At 44.3% G+C, this 20931-nt stretch carries 23 protein-coding genes; 22 read left to right on the top strand and 1 reads right to left on the bottom strand.

Annotated features, from left to right (window positions below; all coding sequences use genetic code 11):
* Window positions 1-175 precede the first annotated feature (175 nt).
* From ACWI_RS11780 to ACWI_RS11695, 18 genes are all read left to right on the top strand, one after another.
* A complete protein-coding gene (locus tag ACWI_RS11780; protein WP_070371634.1) occupies window positions 176-1609 on the top strand; it encodes a nicotinate phosphoribosyltransferase in 1434 nt (477 codons plus the stop codon).
* A 42-nt stretch (window positions 1610-1651) separates the two neighbouring features.
* The gene (locus ACWI_RS11775; protein WP_070371633.1) at window positions 1652-2698 is read left to right on the top strand and encodes an L-threonylcarbamoyladenylate synthase; all 1047 of its coding nucleotides are present in this window, start codon (window positions 1652-1654) and stop codon (window positions 2696-2698) included.
* An 18-nt stretch (window positions 2699-2716) separates the two neighbouring features.
* Window positions 2717-3166, top strand: coding sequence for a ribose 5-phosphate isomerase B (gene rpiB / locus ACWI_RS11770; RefSeq protein ID WP_070371632.1), 450 nt, complete (start codon window positions 2717-2719; stop codon window positions 3164-3166).
* 179 nt (window positions 3167-3345) lie between these two features.
* Window positions 3346-3687, top strand: a complete 342-nt coding sequence (locus ACWI_RS11765) for an AtpZ/AtpI family protein (RefSeq protein WP_070371631.1) — start codon at window positions 3346-3348, stop codon at window positions 3685-3687.
* Window positions 3665-4066: an ATP synthase subunit I gene (locus tag ACWI_RS11760; RefSeq protein WP_070371630.1), complete on the top strand. Its 402-nt coding sequence runs from the start codon at window positions 3665-3667 to the stop codon at window positions 4064-4066. Before ACWI_RS11765 ends, ACWI_RS11760 begins: the two co-directional genes overlap by 23 nt.
* Window positions 4067-4128: 62 nt before the next feature.
* Window positions 4129-4791 (top strand): F0F1 ATP synthase subunit A, encoded by a 663-nt coding sequence (gene atpB, locus ACWI_RS11755; RefSeq protein WP_070371629.1) that lies wholly within the window; start codon window positions 4129-4131, stop codon window positions 4789-4791.
* Between the two features lie 24 nt (window positions 4792-4815).
* Entirely contained in the window at window positions 4816-5118 is a 303-nt protein-coding gene (atpE, locus tag ACWI_RS11750) for an ATP synthase F0 subunit C (protein ID WP_026393411.1), read from the top strand.
* Window positions 5119-5189: 71 nt separating this feature from the next.
* Window positions 5190-5441 carry an ATP synthase F0 subunit C gene (gene atpE, locus ACWI_RS11745; protein WP_026393412.1) on the top strand — a complete coding sequence of 84 codons (252 nt, stop codon included), beginning with the start codon at window positions 5190-5192 and terminating at the stop codon, window positions 5439-5441.
* Between the two features lie 48 nt (window positions 5442-5489).
* Window positions 5490-5741, top strand: a complete 252-nt coding sequence (gene atpE / locus ACWI_RS11740) for an ATP synthase F0 subunit C (RefSeq protein WP_026393412.1) — start codon at window positions 5490-5492, stop codon at window positions 5739-5741.
* 60 nt (window positions 5742-5801) lie between these two features.
* Window positions 5802-6308 (top strand): F0F1 ATP synthase subunit B, encoded by a 507-nt coding sequence (atpF, locus tag ACWI_RS11735; RefSeq protein ID WP_070371628.1) that lies wholly within the window; start codon window positions 5802-5804, stop codon window positions 6306-6308.
* Entirely contained in the window at window positions 6305-6847 is a 543-nt protein-coding gene (locus tag ACWI_RS11730) for a F0F1 ATP synthase subunit delta (RefSeq protein WP_070371627.1), read from the top strand. The genes atpF and ACWI_RS11730 overlap by 4 nt, the downstream gene beginning before the upstream one ends.
* Before the next feature lie 16 nt (window positions 6848-6863).
* Window positions 6864-8372, top strand: a complete 1509-nt coding sequence (atpA, locus tag ACWI_RS11725; protein WP_070371626.1) for a F0F1 ATP synthase subunit alpha — start codon at window positions 6864-6866, stop codon at window positions 8370-8372.
* A gap of 23 nt (window positions 8373-8395) precedes the next feature.
* Complete coding sequence (gene atpG, locus ACWI_RS11720; protein WP_070371625.1) at window positions 8396-9286, top strand: ATP synthase F1 subunit gamma; 891 nt, start codon at window positions 8396-8398, stop codon at window positions 9284-9286.
* An 87-nt stretch (window positions 9287-9373) separates the two neighbouring features.
* Window positions 9374-10774 carry a F0F1 ATP synthase subunit beta gene (atpD, locus tag ACWI_RS11715; RefSeq protein WP_070371624.1) on the top strand — a complete coding sequence of 467 codons (1401 nt, stop codon included), beginning with the start codon at window positions 9374-9376 and terminating at the stop codon, window positions 10772-10774.
* Between the two features lie 15 nt (window positions 10775-10789).
* Window positions 10790-11191, top strand: a complete 402-nt coding sequence (gene atpC, locus ACWI_RS11710) for an ATP synthase F1 subunit epsilon (RefSeq protein ID WP_070371623.1) — start codon at window positions 10790-10792, stop codon at window positions 11189-11191.
* Window positions 11192-11408: 217 nt separating this feature from the next.
* Window positions 11409-12740: a UDP-glucose dehydrogenase family protein gene (locus tag ACWI_RS11705; RefSeq protein WP_070371622.1), complete on the top strand. Its 1332-nt coding sequence runs from the start codon at window positions 11409-11411 to the stop codon at window positions 12738-12740.
* Window position 12741: 1 nt separating this feature from the next.
* Window positions 12742-13617, top strand: a complete 876-nt coding sequence (gene galU / locus ACWI_RS11700; RefSeq protein WP_070371621.1) for a UTP--glucose-1-phosphate uridylyltransferase GalU — start codon at window positions 12742-12744, stop codon at window positions 13615-13617.
* Window positions 13618-13701: 84 nt separating this feature from the next.
* Complete coding sequence (locus ACWI_RS11695; protein ID WP_070371620.1) at window positions 13702-15399, top strand: phospho-sugar mutase; 1698 nt, start codon at window positions 13702-13704, stop codon at window positions 15397-15399.
* Window positions 15400-15528: 129 nt separating this feature from the next.
* On the opposite strand, the gene ACWI_RS11690 is transcribed toward ACWI_RS11695, so the two are convergent.
* A complete protein-coding gene (locus ACWI_RS11690) occupies window positions 15529-17031 on the bottom strand; it encodes an LCP family protein (protein WP_070371619.1) in 1503 nt (500 codons plus the stop codon).
* A 283-nt stretch (window positions 17032-17314) separates the two neighbouring features.
* Between ACWI_RS11690 and rfbD the strand changes: the two genes are divergently transcribed.
* The 4 genes from rfbD to rfbB all read left to right on the top strand — a co-directional run bounded on the left by rfbD (window position 17315) and on the right by rfbB (window position 20855).
* Window positions 17315-18175 carry a dTDP-4-dehydrorhamnose reductase gene (gene rfbD / locus ACWI_RS11685; protein WP_070371618.1) on the top strand — a complete coding sequence of 287 codons (861 nt, stop codon included), beginning with the start codon at window positions 17315-17317 and terminating at the stop codon, window positions 18173-18175.
* 98 nt (window positions 18176-18273) lie between these two features.
* A complete protein-coding gene (rfbA, locus tag ACWI_RS11680; RefSeq protein WP_070371617.1) occupies window positions 18274-19143 on the top strand; it encodes a glucose-1-phosphate thymidylyltransferase RfbA in 870 nt (289 codons plus the stop codon).
* Window positions 19144-19151: 8 nt separating this feature from the next.
* Window positions 19152-19718, top strand: coding sequence for a dTDP-4-dehydrorhamnose 3,5-epimerase (gene rfbC, locus ACWI_RS11675; RefSeq protein WP_070371616.1), 567 nt, complete (start codon window positions 19152-19154; stop codon window positions 19716-19718).
* Between the two features lie 33 nt (window positions 19719-19751).
* Complete coding sequence (gene rfbB, locus ACWI_RS11670; RefSeq protein WP_070371615.1) at window positions 19752-20855, top strand: dTDP-glucose 4,6-dehydratase; 1104 nt, start codon at window positions 19752-19754, stop codon at window positions 20853-20855.
* Window positions 20856-20931: the final 76 nt, after the last annotated feature.

Genomic DNA, 20931 nt, shown 5'->3' with positions numbered 1-20931 from the left:
ATCGCAATTGTATATTTATTAACAAGGAGAATATTAGCAAAGGATTTCAGCGAAAACGTGGAAAAATCGGGCAAAAATCGAGATTGACCTGCAAATATTTATATTGAAAAAGTTTGTATTTTACCCTAATAAAGTGGTAGAATAATATGCAATGTGAAAAGAAGGAGAATTTAGTATGCAATTTGACCGAAAGCTTCAGCTTGCAACGGACTTATACCAATTTACCATGGGAAATGTATACGTTCAGGATGGCAAGGAAAAAGAAGAAGCAGTCTTTGACGTTTTTATTAGAAACAACCCATTTGCTGGGGGTTACACTGTTGTAGCCGGATTAGAGCAGGTGATTGAATACATCAAGGGCATCCGGTTTACCAGTGAAGACACGGCATTACTGAAAAAAAATCATCCTGAATTTTCACCCGCTTTTTTAGCTTATCTGGAGAACTTTAAATTCGAAGGGGAAATTTTTGCCATTCCGGAAGGGAGTATTATTTTTCCGATGGAACCGATTATTCGGGTCAAAGCGCCGCTGATTCAAGCCCAGATTGTTGAAACCACGATTTTGAGCATTGTCAATCATCAGACCCTGATTGCCACCAAGGCCGCCCGGATCATTGAAGAAGCCCGGGGCGATGTGGTAATGGAGTTTGGGTTACGCCGAGCCCACGGAACCGAAGCCGGTTTTTATGGCGCCCGGGCCGCCGTTATTGGTGGCTGTGCCGGAACCAGTGTGGTGGAAACCGAAGCAATGCTTAATCGGCCAGCGATGGGAACCATGAGCCACAGTTTTATTCTCAGCTACGACACCGAGCTGGAAGCATTTGAAAAATATGTTAAATATAATCCCGATAATGCCACCCTGTTGGTGGATACCTACAATACCCTGGAAAAGGGCGTGCCTAACGCCATCAAGGTTTTTAAAAAAGCTTTGGCCGAAGGGGCGATTACCGGCCGCTATGGGATTCGGATCGATTCTGGTGATTTGGCCTATTTCAGTATCGAGGCTCGAAAAATGCTCGACGAAGCCGGACTTCACGATGCCGGGATTGTGGCTTCATCAGATCTGGACGAACATCTGATTAAAGATTTAAAAAGCCAGGGGGCAAAAATCAATTCATGGGGTGTTGGCACCAAGTTGATTACGGCCTATGATTGTCCGGCATTGGGTGGTGTGTATAAATTGTCGGTGATTTCCGGCAAATCAAAACTGAAGGTCTCCAATGATCCGGAAAAGATCACCAATCCCGGATACAAGAAAATATTTCGCATCTATGGGAAGAGTAATGGGATGGCCCTGGCGGATCTGATTACCCTGGAAGATGAAACCATCAATGAAGATGAGCCGTTGACCATTTTTCATCCGGTGCATACCTGGAAAAAACGAATAATCAATGATTATTATATTCGGGAATTGCTGGTACCGGTTTTTATCAATGGAAATTGTGTTTATCAGTCACCGACGATTGCAGAGATTCAACAGCACTTGAAAGATGAAAAAAATAGTTTATGGCCGGCGTTTAAGCGGATGGTCAATCCCCATGTTTATCATGTCGATTTATCTGAAAAGCTTTGGGCACTGAAACAAAAGCTGTTAAGTGAGGCTGAATAAAATTTAAGTTGTGATGATGACTTAAGAAAAATGGATACAATCATGAAAACAAAAATAATAAATATAGAAGTGCTTGATGAGTCGGCTTTAGCTGACTTGGAAGCGGTTGCCAGTCTAATCCGATCTGGAGGCACGGTGGTATTTCCCACTGAAACAGTTTATGGCCTGGGTGCCGATGCACTAAATCCTCAGGCGATTAAAAAGATTTTTGCGGCTAAGGGCAGACCGGATGACAATCCCCTGATTGTTCATGTCGCCAGTCTGGATGAAGTGAAGCCATTGGTTGCCAATATTCCAGAGCAGGCAAAAAAACTGATGCAAGTATTCTGGCCAGGTCCGTTAACCATTATTATGGAGAAAGCGGCATCAATTCCCACTGAAGTAACGGGGGGACTGAATACGGTGGGGGTTCGCTTGCCGGATCATCCCATTGCTCAGGCCTTTATTAAAATGGCAGGTTGCCCGATTGCGGCACCCAGTGCCAATCGTTCAGGCCGTCCCAGCCCAACCCAGGGAAAACATGTCCTGGAAGATTTGGATGGGCGGGTTGATGGTATTATTTTATCTTCTGATACGGAGCTGGGTTTGGAATCCACGGTGATTGATATGACGGTGGAGCCGCCAGTGGTGCTGCGGCCAGGGGATATTACTCTGGCAGAACTACGAGAAATTTTAGGTGAGGTGGCGGTTTCTGCCAATGTAACCGAAAATGTTGTGCCGGAAAAGATTTCATCCCCAGGGATGAAATACACCCACTATTCACCCAAGGGTGAACTGGTGGTGGTTAAGGGAAGTCCGGAAGAAATCCGGGACAAGATTAACCGGGCGCTTTCACATCATAAAGGAAAGTCAATGACTATTGGGGTGTTGGCCAGCGATGAAACCATGGGCTTTTATCAGGAAGGTCTGATTATTTCCCTGGGCAGCCGAAATGATCCCAAAGAGATGGCCAAAAACCTGTTTTCACGACTTCGTACCTTTGATGAATTGGGGGTTGAAAAAATATTTGCCGAGGATATTCCCTTGAATAATGAAACGTTGGCATTAATTAATCGGCTGTATAAGGCGGCCGGTTATGCCTTTATATAAATAGGAAGGAAAATAAGAATGAAACTTGCAATTGGATCAGACCATGGTGGACTGGCATTAAAAGAAGTCGTTAAAACATTTTTAATTGAACAGGGACACGAGGTGGTTGACTACGGAACAAAAACAGCCGATTCCTGCGACTACCCCATTTACGGGGAACGGGTTGGCGAAGCGGTCAGCTTTGGAAACTGTGATCGGGGCATCGCAATTTGTGGAACAGGTCTGGGGATTTCCATGGCGGTTAACAAGGTGCCGGGTATCCGGGGAGCTTTGTGCACCAATGAGTTTATGGCCGAAATGTCACGAGAACACAATGATGCCAACGTTCTGGTATTGGGTGCCCGAGTTTTAGGAGAGGGTCTTGCACTGCGGATTGTCAAAATATGGCTTGAAACGGAGTTTGGCGGGGATCGTCATCAACGACGGATCGATGGAATTACAGCCATCGAAAAAAAATATTCAAAATAACAAAAAAATAGAATTGCTGTATATACAAGTCTATAAAATTGTGATACTATATGTAAAAGATTTCACGGAAAAGGATAAATATTAGTCTTTTACTTTGGTTTGTAGATTAATTAACAAATTGGATGGCAAAAAATAACAGGAATACAACGAAATATTACTGTAAAGGTTTGGAGTGTTGAATGAAGCGGGAAAAAGAGAAACCGTATAAATACCTGGCGATGATCTCACAGATTGGGATATCCGTACTTGTCCCGGTTGGCATTATGATTTTTATCGGCAAGGTTCTGGATTTCTATTTTCATACTGGCAACCTGGTGGTGATTATTTTAGCGGTGCTGGGAGTCATGGCTGGTTTGCGAAACATGTATGTAATCCCCCTGCGGATGAGCGAAAAGGCTCAGAAAATAGCTGAGGAAAATGAGACGGATGAAGAACGGGCCGCCAGAAAAAAGCGGGCACAAGACTATCGGGATCAGATAAAGAAGGAAGATGAAAACGATGAAAACGATACAGAGTTTTAACAAGTTAACTTTAGAAACACGAATAATGATTGAAGGTGGATTGGTCAGTCTCGGTTTGATGCTGTTTAGTTTTCTCACCAAAGATCCGCTGGCTTTTGCCTTGGGTGTGCTCTTTGGCGGCGCTTACAGTATTCTTAATTTTCGACTCATGCAATTAACCTTTAACAAAGCGATGAAAATGCCATCGGCGAGGGCTCAAAAGTATGTTCAGACCAGATATTTTTTGAGATACCTGATAACCGGTGTTGTTATATATGTGGCAATTATTAATCCCTGGGTGAACATCATTGGTGTTTTACTTGGGTTGGTTGCCGTAAAAATTTCAGTTTTAATCAATACAACAGTATCAAAAAAAAACGTCTTGATCAATGAGGCGTAAAAATCCAAAAACACAATAGGCGTTTTTAATTTAAAACGTCTGGACAATGAGGTGAAAAAACAATGGAAGGCCCAAAAATTTACGGGTATATCTACGGATTCCCAATCACACAAACACTTGTGAACACCTGGATAGTCATGGTGATGATTCTGGTTGTGTGTGCTATTTTGACAAAAAATATGCAAAAGCGTCCAGGAAAAGCCCAAGTCATTGCTGAAACCATTGTCACGGTTATGGATGGTTTAGTCGGCCAAACGATGGGAAAAGATAAAATGAGGTTTGCTCCTTGGATGCTTGCTCTAATTATGTTTCTCGCGTTTTCGAACACGTCTGGAATCTATGGTCTGAGATCTCCGACAGCCGATTTAAACTGTACAGTTGGCCTGGCTTTGATGACATTCTTTATGACCCAGTACAATGGTTTAAAATCAAAGGGACTGGGAGGCTACCTCAAGGGTTTCCTTGAGCCAATGCCGTTCTTACTGCCAATTAATATCATTGGTGAATTTGCCAATCCGGTTTCCTTGTCTTTCCGTCTTTTCGGAAACTTGCTTGGTGGCGGGATTATCATGGCGCTACTGTATTCGGCGTTAGCAGGACTTATGTTCTTCCCGATCGTAATTCCTGTACCATTCCATTTCTATTTTGATATCTTCTCAGGATTATTGCAAAGCTTTATCTTTACAATGCTATCCATGGTGTTTATTTCTGGGGCTATGGATTAATGGGAGAGAAAGGGAGGAAACGGTATGATTGGTGATGCGAATATTGTAGATTTTTTATTGCAGTTTCTCGGTCAGTTTGATGGTATTGATGTAATCAAAGCATTTTCAGCTATTGGCGCAGGGACTGCCATGATTGCTGGGGTAGGACCTGGTATTGGCCAGGGATTTGCCGCCGGTAAAGGTGCAGAAGCAGTGGGAATTCGGCCCGATTCCCAAAGTGATATTATTCGAACAATGCTATTGGGGGCAGCAGTTGCTGAAACCACCGGTATTTATGGGCTCATCGTCGCATTGATTCTACTCTTTGCGAATCCCTTCATGGGGTAGTTGTCGTACTGATTTAATCATTACGAATCCCTTTTAGAAGGGAAGGAAATTTTTAGGAGGAACGTTTAATTATGGAAGGTTTAGATTTTATTAAAGCGTGTTCAGCCATTGGTGCAGGTATTGCGATGATCGCTGGGGTAGGACCTGGTATTGGTCAGGGTTTTGCCGCTGGTAAAGGTGCTGAAGCGGTTGGTCGTCAGCCAGAAGCACAAAGTGACATCGTTAGAACCATGCTTCTTGGTGCAGCGGTTGCTGAAACCACTGGTATTTACGGGTTGATTGTTGCATTGATCTTATTATTTGCAAACCCATTTCTTGGTTAATTAAAAATAATTTTAAATTTCGGTTGAAATTAGGAGGAAGAAACACAAATGGAAGGTTTAGATTTTATTAAAGCATGCTCAGCTATTGGTGCAGGTATTGCGATGATCGCTGGGGTAGGACCTGGTATTGGTCAGGGTTTTGCCGCTGGTAAAGGTGCTGAAGCGGTTGGTCGTCAGCCGGAAGCACAAAGTGACATCGTTAGAACCATGCTTTTAGGTGCAGCGGTTGCTGAAACCACTGGTATCTACGGTTTGATTGTTGCACTGATTTTACTTTTTGCCAATCCTTTTCTTGGTTAATAGGTGATTCTGTAATGAAATACGTTAATGCTTATGAATTAGAAAGGGGGCTATAACATTATGGTTGAATACGCAGGCTTAGTTGGAATTGACTTAAAACTCTTGGCGGCAACGATCGTTAACTTTATCATTTTCTTTTTGCTATTAAAAAAATTCTTCTACGAAAAAGTTAAAGATATTATTGCAAAAAGACAAGAGGATGTTTCGGCTGAAATCGTCGGTGCTACCGAAAAGAATGCCGCAGCAGCGAAATTAAAACAGGAATACGAAACATTATTGGCGGATATCCGTTCCAAAGAACGTGAAATTATTCGTGATGCAAATGTGGAAGCACAGGCTCAAAAACACGATATTATCGAAAAAGCTCATGCTGATGCAAAACTGATCATGGAAAAAGCCATGGCTGAAATTGAAGTTGAAAAACGTAAAGCGATGAATGAGGTTAAATCAAACATCGTGGATCTGTCACTCTTTGCAGCTGAAAAGATTATCCACAAATCCATGGATCAGAAACAGCATGAAAAGATGATTCTTGACTTTATCGATAAGGTAGGGGAAGCTAAATGAGTTTAGTAGCGAAAAGATATGCCCAGGCCTTATTCGACACTGCCGTCGATAAAAACATTGTTGATGGAATGTATGATGAGTTTTCTTCGGTCATTGATCTTTTCAAGTCTGAAGCCGGATTAATGAATCTGATGTTAACCCCTTCAATGAATACTTCTGAAAAGAAAGGTGTTCTTGGCCGGGTTTTTGGAGACTCATATAATCAGTACTTGAGAAATTTTTTAAACATTCTTTTGGATAAAAATCGTTTCGAATTTCTGTTAGAAATCCACGATACATTCAAACAGTTGGTGTTACCCTATAAAAACACAGTGGAAGCCCGGGTTCTAACCGTGGTGCCCCTGGACGAAGCCCTGCGGGTCGCTTTGGAAGCGAACCTGGCCAAACGTTTTGATAAAAAGGTGATTCTTGAAAATGTCATCGATGATTCAATTCTTGGTGGTGCGGTGGTTTATGTTGGGGATCAGGTAATTGATGGGAGCATCAAAAATCAGTTAAGTCAAATGAAAACACAAATGAACAGTCTAAGACTACATTAAAAAGAGGTGAGTAAAGTTGAATCTCCGACCAGAGGAAATAAGTCAAATTATTAAAAATGAAATAGAGCGTTATCAAGATAAGCTTGAAGTCGTCGATGTCGGTACGGTCATTCAAGTTGGAGACGGGGTTGCCCGTGTTCATGGTCTTGAAAATGCTATGGCAGGTGAGCTTTTAGCTTTCCCGAACGAGGTTTACGGGATGGTACTCAATCTTGAAGAAGATAACGTTGGTTGTGTTCTTTTAGGTTATGATGATAACATCGTTGAAGGTGATATTGTTCGTTGTACCGGTCGTATCGTTGAAGTACCCGTTGGTGACGCCATGATTGGCCGTGTCGTTAATGCACTCGGTTTCCCAATTGATGGGAAAGGCCCGATTGCCACGGATCATCATCGTCCCGTTGAGGTAAAAGCACCTGGGGTTATCGAACGTGAATCCGTTAATCAGCCGATTCAAACCGGTTATAAAGCGATTGACTCGATGATTCCAATCGGCCGTGGTCAACGAGAGTTAATCATCGGTGACAGACAAACCGGTAAAACCGCTCTGGCGATTGATACCATCATCAACCAAAAAGGTGAAGATGTTATCTGTATCTATGTTGCCATCGGCCAGAAAGAATCAACCGTTGCCCAGATCGTGGGACAATTGGAAGAAAATAATGCCATGGATTATACCATCGTTGTTTCAGCCAGTGCGTCACAATTAGCACCACTGCAATACCTGGCACCCTATGCCGGGGTTACCATGGCTGAATATTTCATGAACGAAGAGCAAAAAGATGTTTTGATTATTTATGATGATTTATCAAAACATGCGGTAGCGTATCGAGCCATGTCCCTGATTCTCCGTCGTCCACCAGGACGTGAAGCGTATCCAGGGGATGTTTTCTACCTCCATTCACGACTGTTGGAACGGGCTGCCAAGCTTAAAGCTGGTGGATCGATCACCGCGCTGCCAATTATTGAAACCCAGGCGGGTGACGTTTCGGCGTATATCCCAACCAATGTAATTTCGATTACAGATGGTCAGATCTTCCTGGAAGCTGAACTGTTCCGTTCCGGTATTCGTCCAGCTGTTAACCCGGGGATCTCGGTATCTCGAGTTGGGGGGTCTGCTCAGATTAAGTCCATGAAAAAGGTTGCCGGACCACTGCGAATTGAGTACGCTCAATATCGTGAGTTGGCATCATTTGCCCAGTTTGGATCAGATCTGGATGAAGCAACCAAGGCTCAGCTGGCAAAAGGGGAACGAATCGTGGAAATCCTGAAACAGGATCAATACGATCCAATGAATGTTGAAGATCAGGTTCTGATTCTCTATGCGGCAACCAATGGGTTCCTATTAGACATTGAAGTTAAAAATATCCGTGAATTTGAAAAAGGTCTGATTGCATACGCCCAGAAGAATTATGCACAAATCATGGCTAAAGCAAAAGGTAAGGATGGCCTTTCGGATGAGGTTGTTGCAGGTTTTGCTGAATGTATTGAGGCTTATAAAAAAGTTTTCAGTAAATCTGTATAGATTGTCAGCGGAGGTGATTCTGAGTGGCAGAAAATGTACAAGATATTAAACGTCGGATAAAAAGTGTAAACAGTACAAAGCAAATCACCCATGCCATGGAACTGGTGGCTTCGGCTAAACTGCGAAAAAGCCGTGAACTGGCCGAAGGTCGTCGCCCTTATTTTGAGGCCATGATTGAAAGTATGGGACGCATTGTTGAAAAAAGTGGAAGCACCCGAAATGTTTTCATGAACCAGCGTGACGTTAAAAAAGTTGCCTATATTGTCCTGACTGGTGATAAGGGTCTGGCTGGTGGCTACAATGCCAATGTTTGCAAACTGGTTGAGGATCACATAACAAACAAAGAAGATGCTTATATTTATGCCGTTGGATCTCGTGGTCGGGATCATTTCAGAAACCGCGACTACACGATTCAGGGTGAATATCTCGGAATTTCCGAACGACCAAACTTTTTTAATGCCCGGGAAGTGGCGGCAGTAGTGATGGAAGGATTTAAAAAAGGCGAATATGACGAAGTTTATGTTGTCTACACCAAATTTATCTCTACCATTTCACAACATGCCAGCCTCATGAAATTACTTCCTCTCAGCGTGGAAGATCTCAAACCGGCAAAAAAAGTGGAAGCGGTCGAAAATGAAGGAAAAAGCAAAGATCTGACCGTCATGCTCTATGAGCCCGATCCGGAAGAGCTGCTAAATCAGCTGATTCCGAACTTTGTCAGCAGCACCGTCTATGGCGCAATGATCGAAAGTGCCGCCAGTGAACAAGGTGCCCGTCGAACCGCCATGGAATCGGCAACAACCAACGCCAATGAGATGATCGATGGTTTGACACTGAAATACAACCGTGTCCGTCAGGCAGCAATTACTCAGGAAATTTCTGAAATTGTTGGTGGGGCGGAAGCATTGAAATAATAACAATTTGCATAGGGCAGGATCACAATTCCTGCCAGACAGAAAATTATTAAGTGCAAATTAATTTGCACAAGGAGGTTATAGGGAATGGCCCAAAATATAGGGAAGGTTGTTCAGGTTATTGGACCAGTTGTCGATATCAAGTTTCAAAAAGATCAACTGCCAAAATTGAACAACGCAGTAAATATTGAACTCAATGGACACACCCTGGTTGTTGAGGTAGCTCAACAACTTGGAGATGACATTGTCAGATGTATTGCAATGGACTCTACAGATGGTCTGGTCAGAAATCAGGAAGCTGTAGATACTGGAGCATCAATTGCCGTGCCAGTAGGGAAAGCAACCCTTGGCAGAATGTTTAACGTTTTGGGTGAACCAATCGATGGAAAACCCTTTGATACGACTGGCGTGACGATGCACCCAATCCATCGTCATCCACCCAGCTTTGAAGAGCAACAAACCCAACCAGAAATGTTTGAAACCGGCATCAAGGTTGTTGACCTGATCTGTCCTTACGTTCGAGGTGGTAAAATTGGTCTGTTCGGTGGTGCTGGTGTTGGTAAAACCGTACTGATCCAGGAACTAATTAACAATATTGCAACCCAGCATGGTGGTTTATCCGTTTTTGCCGGTGTTGGTGAACGTACCCGTGAAGGAAATGACCTTTACTACGAAATGATGGAATCTGGGGTTATTGATAAAACATCCCTCTGCTTTGGTCAGATGAATGAGCCACCAGGAGCCAGAATGCGTATTGCCTTAACTGGTCTGACCATGGCAGAATATTTCCGTGATCAGGAAGGTCAGGACGTACTGCTGTTCATCGATAATATCTTTAGATTTACCCAGGCGGGTTCAGAAGTATCGGCGCTTTTAGGTCGGATGCCAAGTGCGGTTGGTTACCAGCCAACTCTGGCAACTGAAATGGGTGCCTTACAGGAACGAATTACCTCTACCAGCAAGGGCTCAATTACATCGGTTCAGGCTGTTTACGTACCTGCCGATGACTTAACTGACCCGGCACCAGCGACTACCTTTGCCCATCTGGATGCCACCACGGTACTTAACCGGGCCATCACCGAAAAAGGTATTTACCCAGCAGTAGATCCATTGGATTCCACTTCTCGTATTCTTGATCCCAAAATTGTTGGACAGGATCACTACGACACGGCTCGTGAAGTACAGGAAATTTTACAACGTTATAAAGAACTGCAGGATATTATCGCAATCTTGGGGATGGATGAATTATCAGACGCTGATAAAATTACCGTATCCCGAGCGCGAAAAATTGAGCGTTTCCTTTCTCAACCATTTAACGTTGCGGAACAGTTTACCGGTACTCCAGGGGTTTATGTAACCATTGGCGAAACAATCAAGGGCTTCAAAGAAATCCTTGAAGGAAAACATGATGATTTACCAGAAAGTGCCTTCCTGATGGTTGGGACGATCGAAGACGCAGTTGCAAAAGCAAAAAAAATCAAAGGTTAGTTGAGGTGAGTTTTAATGGCTGAAACGTTCAGATTAAAAATCATTGCTCCAACCGGTATCTTTTTTGACGATGATATCGAGCGTATTGTCATCCGGGGAACAGAAGGGGAGTTTGCCGTGCTTGCAGAGCATACACCGCTGACAACCTCAGTAGCCATTGGTACCTTTAATATTATTTTTGGCGATAAAAAAAGTAAAAGCGGCACCCTTTTAGGGGGCGTTGCCACCATTAATCCCAGAGAAACCATTATTTTAACCGATGCAGCTGAATGGCCGGAAGAAATTGATCTTAAACGGGCTCAGGAAGCAAAAGAGCGGGCACTACAACGTCTTAAGGACGACAAGTATGATGCGGCTCGGGCTCAGGCAGCTTTGGAAAGAGCAATTGCTCGTATCAATTCAAAAGAAGGTTTATAATTAAACAATTTATAATAAAAAGACCATCGGGATTCGATCAGGGATCCCGGCGGTCTTTTTTTATTGGGGCAAGTATTTTAATGCGCTTTTTTTTGTGCTATAATTCAAGTTGAAAGTTAAGACCATTGGGTGTCAATCGAGGAATGGTTAAAGTGAGAATGAACAAGGCTGCAATGGAGAGAAAACTTAAGCGATCATGGCAAACGGAGGATAAAGAATGAATATTTGTATTATTGGTTTGGGTATTTTAGGAATAACCTACGGCTCGATTCTGTCCGACTCGGACGTCAATGTCATCTGTGTTGATACCGATGAGGAAACAATCGATATGTTATCCGAAGGCGAATTGCCAATTTATGAACCGGGCTTAAAAGCATTGGTGTCAACCTCAGTATCAACTGGCCGCTTGTACTTCAGTTCGAATATTCAAAGCGCTATCAAAAAAAGTGAGATTATTTTTATTACCTGTGAAGTGCCAACCAATGATCATGATTTTCCAGATCTGCGCTTTATGAAGCCGATTGCTCAGAGCATTGGCAACCATATGGAAACCCCGATAACGGTGGTGATTAAATCCACCGTTCCCCCGGGTACCTGTCAGATCATAAAACAGACCATTCAAAAAACGCTGGATGAACGGAAAGCAGATATTGCCTTTGATGTGATCAGCAATCCTGATTTTGCCCGGAAAGGTTCGATGATCAAGGATTGTCTGGTACCGGATATGGTGGTGATCGGATCGGATTCAAAAGCAGCAGTGGAACGGTTAAAAAGTGTTTATGACAGTCTTCACGTCCGGGAAGAGAATTATGTGATTACGGATCCCCAGAGCGCAGAAATGATCAAATATGGGGTCAACGCCTTTCTGGCCACCAAACTCTCGTTTATTAACGAGATGGCTTTGCTGTGTGAAAATGCCAATGCCAATATTCTCGATGTTTCCAATGGCATGGGTCGGGATGAGCGAATTGGTAAAGGCTTTCTGGAAGCCGGTCCGGGCTATGGTGGCAGCGATCTGCCTAAGGACTCCAAGGCCCTGGTGGAAATCGCTAAAGCCTATGGCGAAGATTTTATGGTGCTTAAAGGTGCCATTAAAGCCAATGAAAAACAGAAAAACAAGATGGTGGAAAAAATTAAGCGGACAATGGGCAATCTGGACGGAAAAACCATTGGCATTTTAGGTTTGTCCTACAAACCGGAAACGACTGACATGCGGGAAGCGCCCTCGATTAATATTGTTAAGGGTTTAGTTGCCGCTGGGGCCAGGATCCAGATTTATTGTCCGGAAGGAAATCAGGAAGCCAAATGGCGGTTACATAACGAAAAAGATGAGATTAGCTATTGTCACAATGTTTATGAAGCGGCTCAAGATGCCGATGCCCTGGTGCTGATTACCAGTTGGCGGGAGTTTAAAGGGATGGATCAGGAGCGGGTTCGCACGGTGATGAAAGATCGCTTTTTCTTTGACTTCAGAAATTTGTTTGGCGATGAACCGCCTAGAGGCTTTATATATTCAGGCTTGGGGATTCCAGAAAGGGAGATAAATTAGCATGAAAAAAGTACGCAAAGCGGTGATTCCAGCAGCAGGATTGGGTACCCGGTTTTTACCAATTACCAAGTCAGTGCCAAAAGAAATGCTGCCAATTGTGGATAAACCAACGATTCAGTATATCATTGAAGAGATTGTGGCATCAGGAATTGAGGAGATACTGATAATCAACGGCCGCAATAAAGACAGCATCATCAACCACTTCGATAAGGTGCCAGAACTGGAAGCCCTGTTAAAAGCCGGTGGCAAAACTGCGGCGCTGGAGCAGGTGGAAGCCATTACCAACATGGCAAAAATCTTTTCAGTGCGACAGAAAGAAGCCAAAGGTCTGGGGCATGCAGTCCTTTGTGCTAAAGAATTTGTGGGCGATGAACCCTTTGCGGTGGTTTTGGGGGATGATATTGTCTATAACGATGAAAACCCAGCCCTGATGCAAATGGTCGATGTTTACAATGCCTATGGAGCCTCAGTTATCGGGGTACAGCAGGTGGCGCCGGATCAGGTCGACAAGTATGGAATCGTATCCGGTGAGGCGGTCGGTGACCGGGTCTTTCAGGTTAACGATCTGGTTGAGAAACCGGCCATCGGCAGGGCACCATCAACCCTGGCAATCCTGGGACGGTATATTATCACCCCGGGGATCTTTGAGGTGCTGGAGCACACTGGGAAGGGGGCTGGCGGTGAAATTCAACTCACCGATGGACTAAAAACCCTGGCCACCATGGAAAAAATGTTTGCCTACGACTTTGCTGGCAAACGCTATGATGTGGGTGACAAGCTGGGTTTTCTCCAGGCCACGGTGGAATATGGTTTAAGAGACGGTAAACTGGGTAAAGATTTTAAAAGGTATTTAGAAACCCTGTTAAACGACAAATAAACAGCCGATTCCGACTGGCATGAAAACGGGCCGATGCCCTGATTCAGAGACATTCATCCGTAATGGATTGGAGAAAGGAACACGATGGACTATAAAAAAGCGTATCAAAACTGGTTAGATCAGTTGGAACTCAGTGAAGAACTCCGGCAGGAATTGGAAGCCATCACCGATGAAAAAGAAATTGAAGATCGCTTCTATACCGATCTGGAATTTGGCACCGGTGGCATGCGGGGGAAAATGGGTGCTGGCACGAACCGCATGAATATTTACACCGTCGCCAAGGTGACGTATGGCTTAGGAAAGTACTTGTTGCGGCAGGATATTCAGAACTGGGAAAAGGGGGTCGTCATTGCCTATGATTCCCGTCACAACTCCCGAAAATTTGCGGAAGCGGCCGCTGGGGTGCTGGGTAAAATGGGCGTTACCGCCTACCTTTTTGAAGAACTGCGGCCCACTCCGGAACTGTCATTTGCTGTCCGCGAGCTGGGAGCCGCTGGCGGGATTGTGATTACAGCGTCCCATAATCCCAAGGAATATAATGGGTACAAGGTCTATGGGCCCGATGGCGGTCAGATGGTAACCGCTTCGGCGGATGCCCTGATTGCCGAAATCGCCAAGATACCGGATGTTTTTGGCATTCCGATGATGACATTGGCAGAAGGCCGTAATCAAAAGGTCATCAAAATGGTTGGTGAAAATATGGATAATGCCTTCACGAAAGCGGTTACCGCTATTTGCAAGCCCAATCCCAACAGTGAATTGAAAGTTGTTTACACGCCACTGCATGGATCTGGTAATCAGCCGGTGCGTCGGGTGTTGGCAGAACTCGGTTATCGGCATGTGACGGTGGTACCAGAACAGGAATTGCCGGATGGCGATTTTACGACCGCACCCTATCCCAACCCGGAAGACCGATCTGTCTTTACCCTGGCCATGGCGTTGGCCGATGAATGTGGTGCCGATATTATTATTGGCACCGATCCCGACTGTGATCGGGTTGGTGTGGTAGGCCGAAATCAAAAAGGGGAGTTTGAAGTCTTTACCGGCAACCAAACCGGGGCCCTTTTGGTTGATTATTATCTTAAAACCCGCACCGATCTGCCGGATAACAAGGTGGTGATTAAAACGATCGTTACCAGTGAACTGGGTGGGCTTGTGGCCAAATCGCATGGTGCTGGCGTTTTAGATGTTCTGACCGGTTTTAAATACATCGGTGAATGCATGACTGATTTTGAACAAACCGGCGATTATACCTTTGCCTTTGGTTACGAAGAAAGTTATGGTTACCTGGCGGGCAATTATGCCCGGGATAAGGATGCCGTGGTTGCTTCAGCCCTGGTTTGTGAAATGACCGATTATTATAAGAAACAGGGTAAGACTCTTTACGAAGCCCTGATTGAGTTATATAAACAACATGGTTATTTTATCGAAGATGTGGTGGCCTTGACCCTTGAGGGAATCGAGGGGAAAACAAAGATTAATCAAATTATGGAAAAATTCAGACAAGTCAGCTTTCCAGGTTTTGCCGATGCCAAACTGATTTGTTTTAACGATTATGAAGCAGGCATCAGCACGGACATGGTTTCGGGAGTGAAAACAACAATTGATCTGCCCCGATCAAATGTTCTGAAATTTGTTTTTGATGACTATTCCTGGTTTGCCCTGCGGCCATCAGGAACTGAGCCAAAACTAAAGATTTATTTCTCGGTAACCGGGAAGACCAAAGAAGAAGCTGGAGAAAAGAAGGATCTGCTTAAACAGCAGGTAACGGATTTAATCTAAGCGTTACAATCACAGGTGTTAGCAGAGTAAAAGAAGAAAAGAAAGGCGTTATCCCGATGCTTGGGATAACGCCTTTATACGTTTAGGTTTGATAAGTTTTTATAATTAGATTTAGTAAAATAATCTGCACTAATTACTGCTCTCTGAAGACGTGTCATCGCCGCCGCTGCTATTGTCGGTGGTACCTGAATCCGTTGAGCCTGAATCACTGCCTGAATTGGAGCCCGATCCAGAGTCAGTACCAGTACCAGAAGCAGAGTCACCTGAACTGGAATCAGATCCTGAAGAACTGCCGCCCGAACCGCTGGAGCTTCCCGACGAACCGGACCCTGAGGACTCAGTGTTGGAATAGGATGATCCCGAACTGCTGGAGTTGGAATAGTCACTGCTGCTGTCACTGGAACTGGAATCAGTGTAGGATGAGGATGAGCCGGTACCTGCGAAGTAGGCAATGGCATCACTGATTTCCTTGACCCGGGCTGATGGCACATAAGCTGTATAGTTACTAGAACCCGAGCTGGTGCCTGATGAAACGCTGGTGTTTGAACTGGTGGTGGGAGCGCTGACGTTGGTTCGATTACCAGTACTGGCGGAGGTGCTGTCAGCGCTGGCGTTTTGTGTTGCGGTGGTAGAACTGCCGCTGGTTGATGCGGTGTCCGTTGTGGTGGTCGTCTGAACGGGTCCATAAATAAAGGCATGGAGGGCAATGACGTTATCCACCAGACTGGTTGGTACCACATAAGAAACACTGCTGATCATGGCGGTGGTGGCATGGGCGTCAGTAGGCAATCGGAACTCCAGAAATTGCTTGTCCGGAGAGTCTAAAAAGGCCTTGGCATAGGTTGTGATTTCGCTAATCGAAAGGGTGGTTTTGATGTAGGGATAGACCTTGCTTAATAGACTGAGGCCGGTGGTCATATCGATATTGAAGGCTTTGTCAGCAATTTGTCCGACAACTTCCCGCTGTCGTTCGGTTCGATGGAAATCATCGTCACTAAAGCGGTTTCTGGCATAGGCCAGGGCCTGAACCCCAGTGATGGTTTGAACACCCGTTGTTTCCAAATAGGGGTCAGCCTTGCCAACTTTGTCGTTGACATCGTCAATATATTTATTGGTCCATTCCAATACGTCTTCGTTCTGAACATTGACTTCGACCCCGCCCAGGGCATCAACGGTATCGACCATCGCATCGAAATTAACAATGACATAATCTTTAATGTTTAAATCAAAATTCTCGTTGAGGGTTTTAACAGCCAGTTCCGGTCCGCCATAGGCATAAGCAGCATTAATTTTATCAAGACTTTCATAGGTGTCTTTGGTTTCCGGTATCTGAACCAATAAGTCACGCATTACTGAGGTGACCTTGATGTTGCCGTTGCGGAAATCCATGGAGACGATCATAATCGTATCGGTACGATCCCCTTCAATGTCGCTGCGTCCGTCAACGCCAAAAACAGCAATATTGACGGTATCGATATCGAGGTCGTTATTGACGGCCAATTCGGTTTCATCCATCTTGGGTTCGGCGACCATTTCATTTATCTGGCTGATGGTATTAAAGCCATATACTAGTCCAGTGCCTATTAATGAGACGATCAAAAACAGGATGACTAAAATTATTTTCTTTTTCATGAAGGTTCCTTTCAAATTAGCGAACTAAAATCATATCAACCAATAATACCATAAATTTGCTTAAAAAAACATTGAATATTATTAAGGAAATAATAAATTGTGGGAAAAACAGGATTATGTGGGTAACGGAATAATCTTAAATACCTGAAAGAATCTAGAAAAAAATAGACTTTTATGGGGATATCAAGTATAATGACAATGAATTTTTATGGCTTAACTGCATAAAAACAGCGAAAAATCAGAAAAAAATAACAGTAAAAAGAATGATGAAATAAGGTGAAATATGAAAATTTTATTAACCGGTTCCAATGGACAGCTGGGTCGGGAGTTAACCCGGCAACTCGCGAAAAAAAAGATTGACTTTGTTGGATATGATATTCCCGAGTTTGATATTACTGATAAAGAAAAAATGACGGCCATTATTACCAGTGAACAGCCAACCGTGATCATCAATTGTGGGGCACTGACCAATGTGGACGGCTGTGAAACCCAAAAAGAATTGGCCATGGCCATTAATGCGACTGGCCCCCAATATTTAGCAGAAATCGCCCGGGATCGGGATATTGTGCTGGTTCAGGTTTCGACCGATTATGTTTTTGATGGGAGTGGGATTATTGAAGCAGGTGCGGTACGGCCTTATCGGGAAACCGATCCCACTGATCCCAAAACGGTCTATGGCGAAAGCAAAGCGGCTGGAGAAAAAGCCGTTTCTGAAATAGCGCCCAAGTATTTTATTGTCCGCACCGCCTGGCTGTATGGAGACGGCAACAACTTTGTTAAAACGATGCTGGAGCTGGCTTCAAAACATCCAAAATTGACGGTGGTCAATGACCAGATCGGTTCGCCGACCAGCACCGTTGATCTGGCGGCAGCGATTATTGATTTAATCCATACCGATCATTACGGCATTTATCACGGCACCTGTGAAGGACAATGCAGCTGGTACGATTTTGCCATCGAGATCTTCCGCTTATCAGGGATTGACATCCCGGTGGAGCCGGTAACCTCCGAGCAGTTTGTCCGGCCAGCGCCCCGACCTAAATACTCGGTGTTGGAGAACAAAGCGCTAAACGACCTGCAGCTGAACCAGTTCAGACCCTGGCAGATTTCCTTGGTCGAATATCTGGATAATTTAACGAAGTAAGCATTTAAAAGCGTACCCTTCATGGTTTTGCGGCAACCCGCCTCAGAACTTACGGTACGCCAGGAATCTGAAAATAATTTACAAGAGAAGAGGTTATTATGAAAGGTATTATATTAGCCGGAGGTTCCGGCACCCGACTTTATCCCATCACCCGGGCAGTGTCCAAACAATTATTGCCCATCTATGATAAACCAATGATTTACTACCCCCTGGCAACCTTGATGTTGGCGGGGATTAAAGATATTTTAATTATTTCCACACCCCACGATCTCCCGATGTTTGAACGACTTTTTGGTTCCGGGGAGGAATTGGGGTTGAATTTTGCCTATGAAGTCCAGGAAGCTCCCAATGGTTTGGCCGAGGCTTTTATTATCGGTGAAAAATTTATTGGGGACGATAGTGTTGCCTTGGTTTTAGGGGATAATATTTTCTATGGTCATGGCTTTACGGATACCATCAGAAAAGCGGCAGAGTTGCAAAGTGGGGCAGTCATCTTCGGATACCCGGTAACCGATCCGGAACGTTATGGGGTGGTTGAGTTTGCTAAAGATGGAACCGTCCTCTCCATTGAAGAAAAGCCGGCAAATCCAAAATCCAATTTTGCGGTGCCGGGGCTTTATTTTTATGATAATAAAGTAGTAGAGATTGCCAAAAATATCAAACCCTCGGAACGCGGGGAACTGGAAATTACCACAGTTAATGAAACCTATTTAAAACAGGGGAATTTAAAGGTGGAACTGTTTGGTCGTGGTATGGCCTGGCTCGATACCGGTACCCACGATAGTTTAATTGAAGCCTCCAATTTTGTTGAAACGATCCAGAAAAGACAGGGGCTTTATGTATGCTGTGTCGAAGAAATTGCCTACTTACGAAATTTTATTGATAAAGAACAGTTGTTAAAACTGGCAGAACCGCTGAAGAAAACAGCCTACGGTCAGTATCTGATTCAGCGTGCGACAGGCAAGTAGGTGGACTGATGGCAAAGATAAATGTAATTAAGACAAAAATTGACGGACTGGTGATCATTGAACCATCGGTTTTTGGCGACCATCGTGGTTATTTCATGGAAACCTACAATGAAGAAGAATTTCACAAAGCCGGTTTAACGATGCGCTTTGTTCAGGATAATGAATCTAAATCCGGTAAAGGCGTCTTACGGGGGCTGCATTTTCAGACCAAATTCTCCCAGGGAAAACTGGTACGGGTGACCCGGGGCGAGGTTTATGATGTCGCCGTGGATCTGCGAAATGGCTCACCCACCTATGGACAATGGGCCGGGGTGTTGCTGACTGAAGCAAACAAGACCATGTTTTATATCCCGGAAGGCTTTGCCCATGGCTTTTTAGTGGTTTCTGACGAAGCCGTGTTTAACTATAAGTGCACTAATTTATATGCCCCGGAATATGATGGCGGAATTCGCTGGAATGATCCGGAAGTAGGGATCCAGTGGCCGCTTGATACAATCGATGAGGTGCTGCTTTCAGAAAAAGACGGACAGCTGCCCTTCTTAAGCGAGATCCGAGATAGCTTAAGATTTGAATAGATTGAATTTGATAGAGATAGAAATGGAGTAATCATGAAAACAGTATTAGTCACCGGTGGTGCCGGATTTATTGGCTCAAACTTTGTAAAATACATGCTCGATCAGCACCCGGATTATAAAATCGTTAATGTCGATGCGTTAACCTATGCTGGAAATCTGGAAAACTTAACGGATATTGAAAAGAATCCCAATTATGTTTTTGAACGTGGGGATATTGTCGACCGGCCGTTTATTCAGAATCTTTTTAACACCTATAATTTTGATACGGTCGTGAATTTTGCTGCCGAATCCCATGTTGACCGCAGCATTGAAGATCCGGAGATCTTTATTAAAACCAATGTGATGGGAACCCTGGTGCTTTTGGATGAAGCCAAAAATCACTGGCAAACCGGAAAAGATGACTGCGGCTACCCGACCTATCGGGACGGTGTTCGCTATCATCAGGTTTCCACCGATGAGGTTTATGGGGCCCTGGGAAAAACCGGGATGTTTACCGAAACCACCCCGATTGCGCCCAACAGTCCTTACTCGGCATCCAAGGCCAGTGCTGATTTGGTGGTCCGATCCTATGGACAGACCTTTAAGCTGCCAATCACCATCAGTCGTTGTTCCAATAATTATGGACCCTATCATTTTCCGGAAAAATTGATTCCGTTGATGATTTCTAACGTGGTGGCCTTAAAAAGCCTGCCGGTTTATGGCGATGGCATGCAGATCAGAGACTGGCTCCACGTTAAAGATCATTGCAGTGGCATCGACACCATCCTGGAAAAAGGGGTGGCTGGGGAAGTCTATAATATCGGTGGCAATAATGAAAAAGCGAATATTGAGATTGTCAATTTAATTATTGAAAATGTTGGGGAAATGCTCCGCTCCGGGAAATACCCAATTGATAATGATGGGTCAAAAATCAGCAAAGAACTGATTACCTATGTCGAGGATCGCCTGGGACATGACCGTCGTTACGCCATTGATAACACCAAAATCACCACCGAACTGGGCTGGGAACCATCCTACACCTTCGAACAGGGAATTGTTGAGACCATTGAATGGTATCTAAACAATCAGGAATGGCTGGAACAGGTGAAGTCGGGTGACTACCAGCAGTATTATCAAAATATGTACGGAAAAAAATAAAACTAAGAAAAAGTAGAATAGATGTAAATGAAAAAGCACAGTTTTTGTGCTTTTTCATTTAAAATAAGAATGAGGT

Source organism: Acetobacterium wieringae, assembly GCF_001766835.1.
Taxonomy (GTDB): domain Bacteria; phylum Bacillota; class Clostridia; order Eubacteriales; family Eubacteriaceae; genus Acetobacterium; species Acetobacterium wieringae.
Note: the sequence above shows the minus strand (reverse complement) of the source record. Positions and strands in the feature narration are given on the sequence as shown.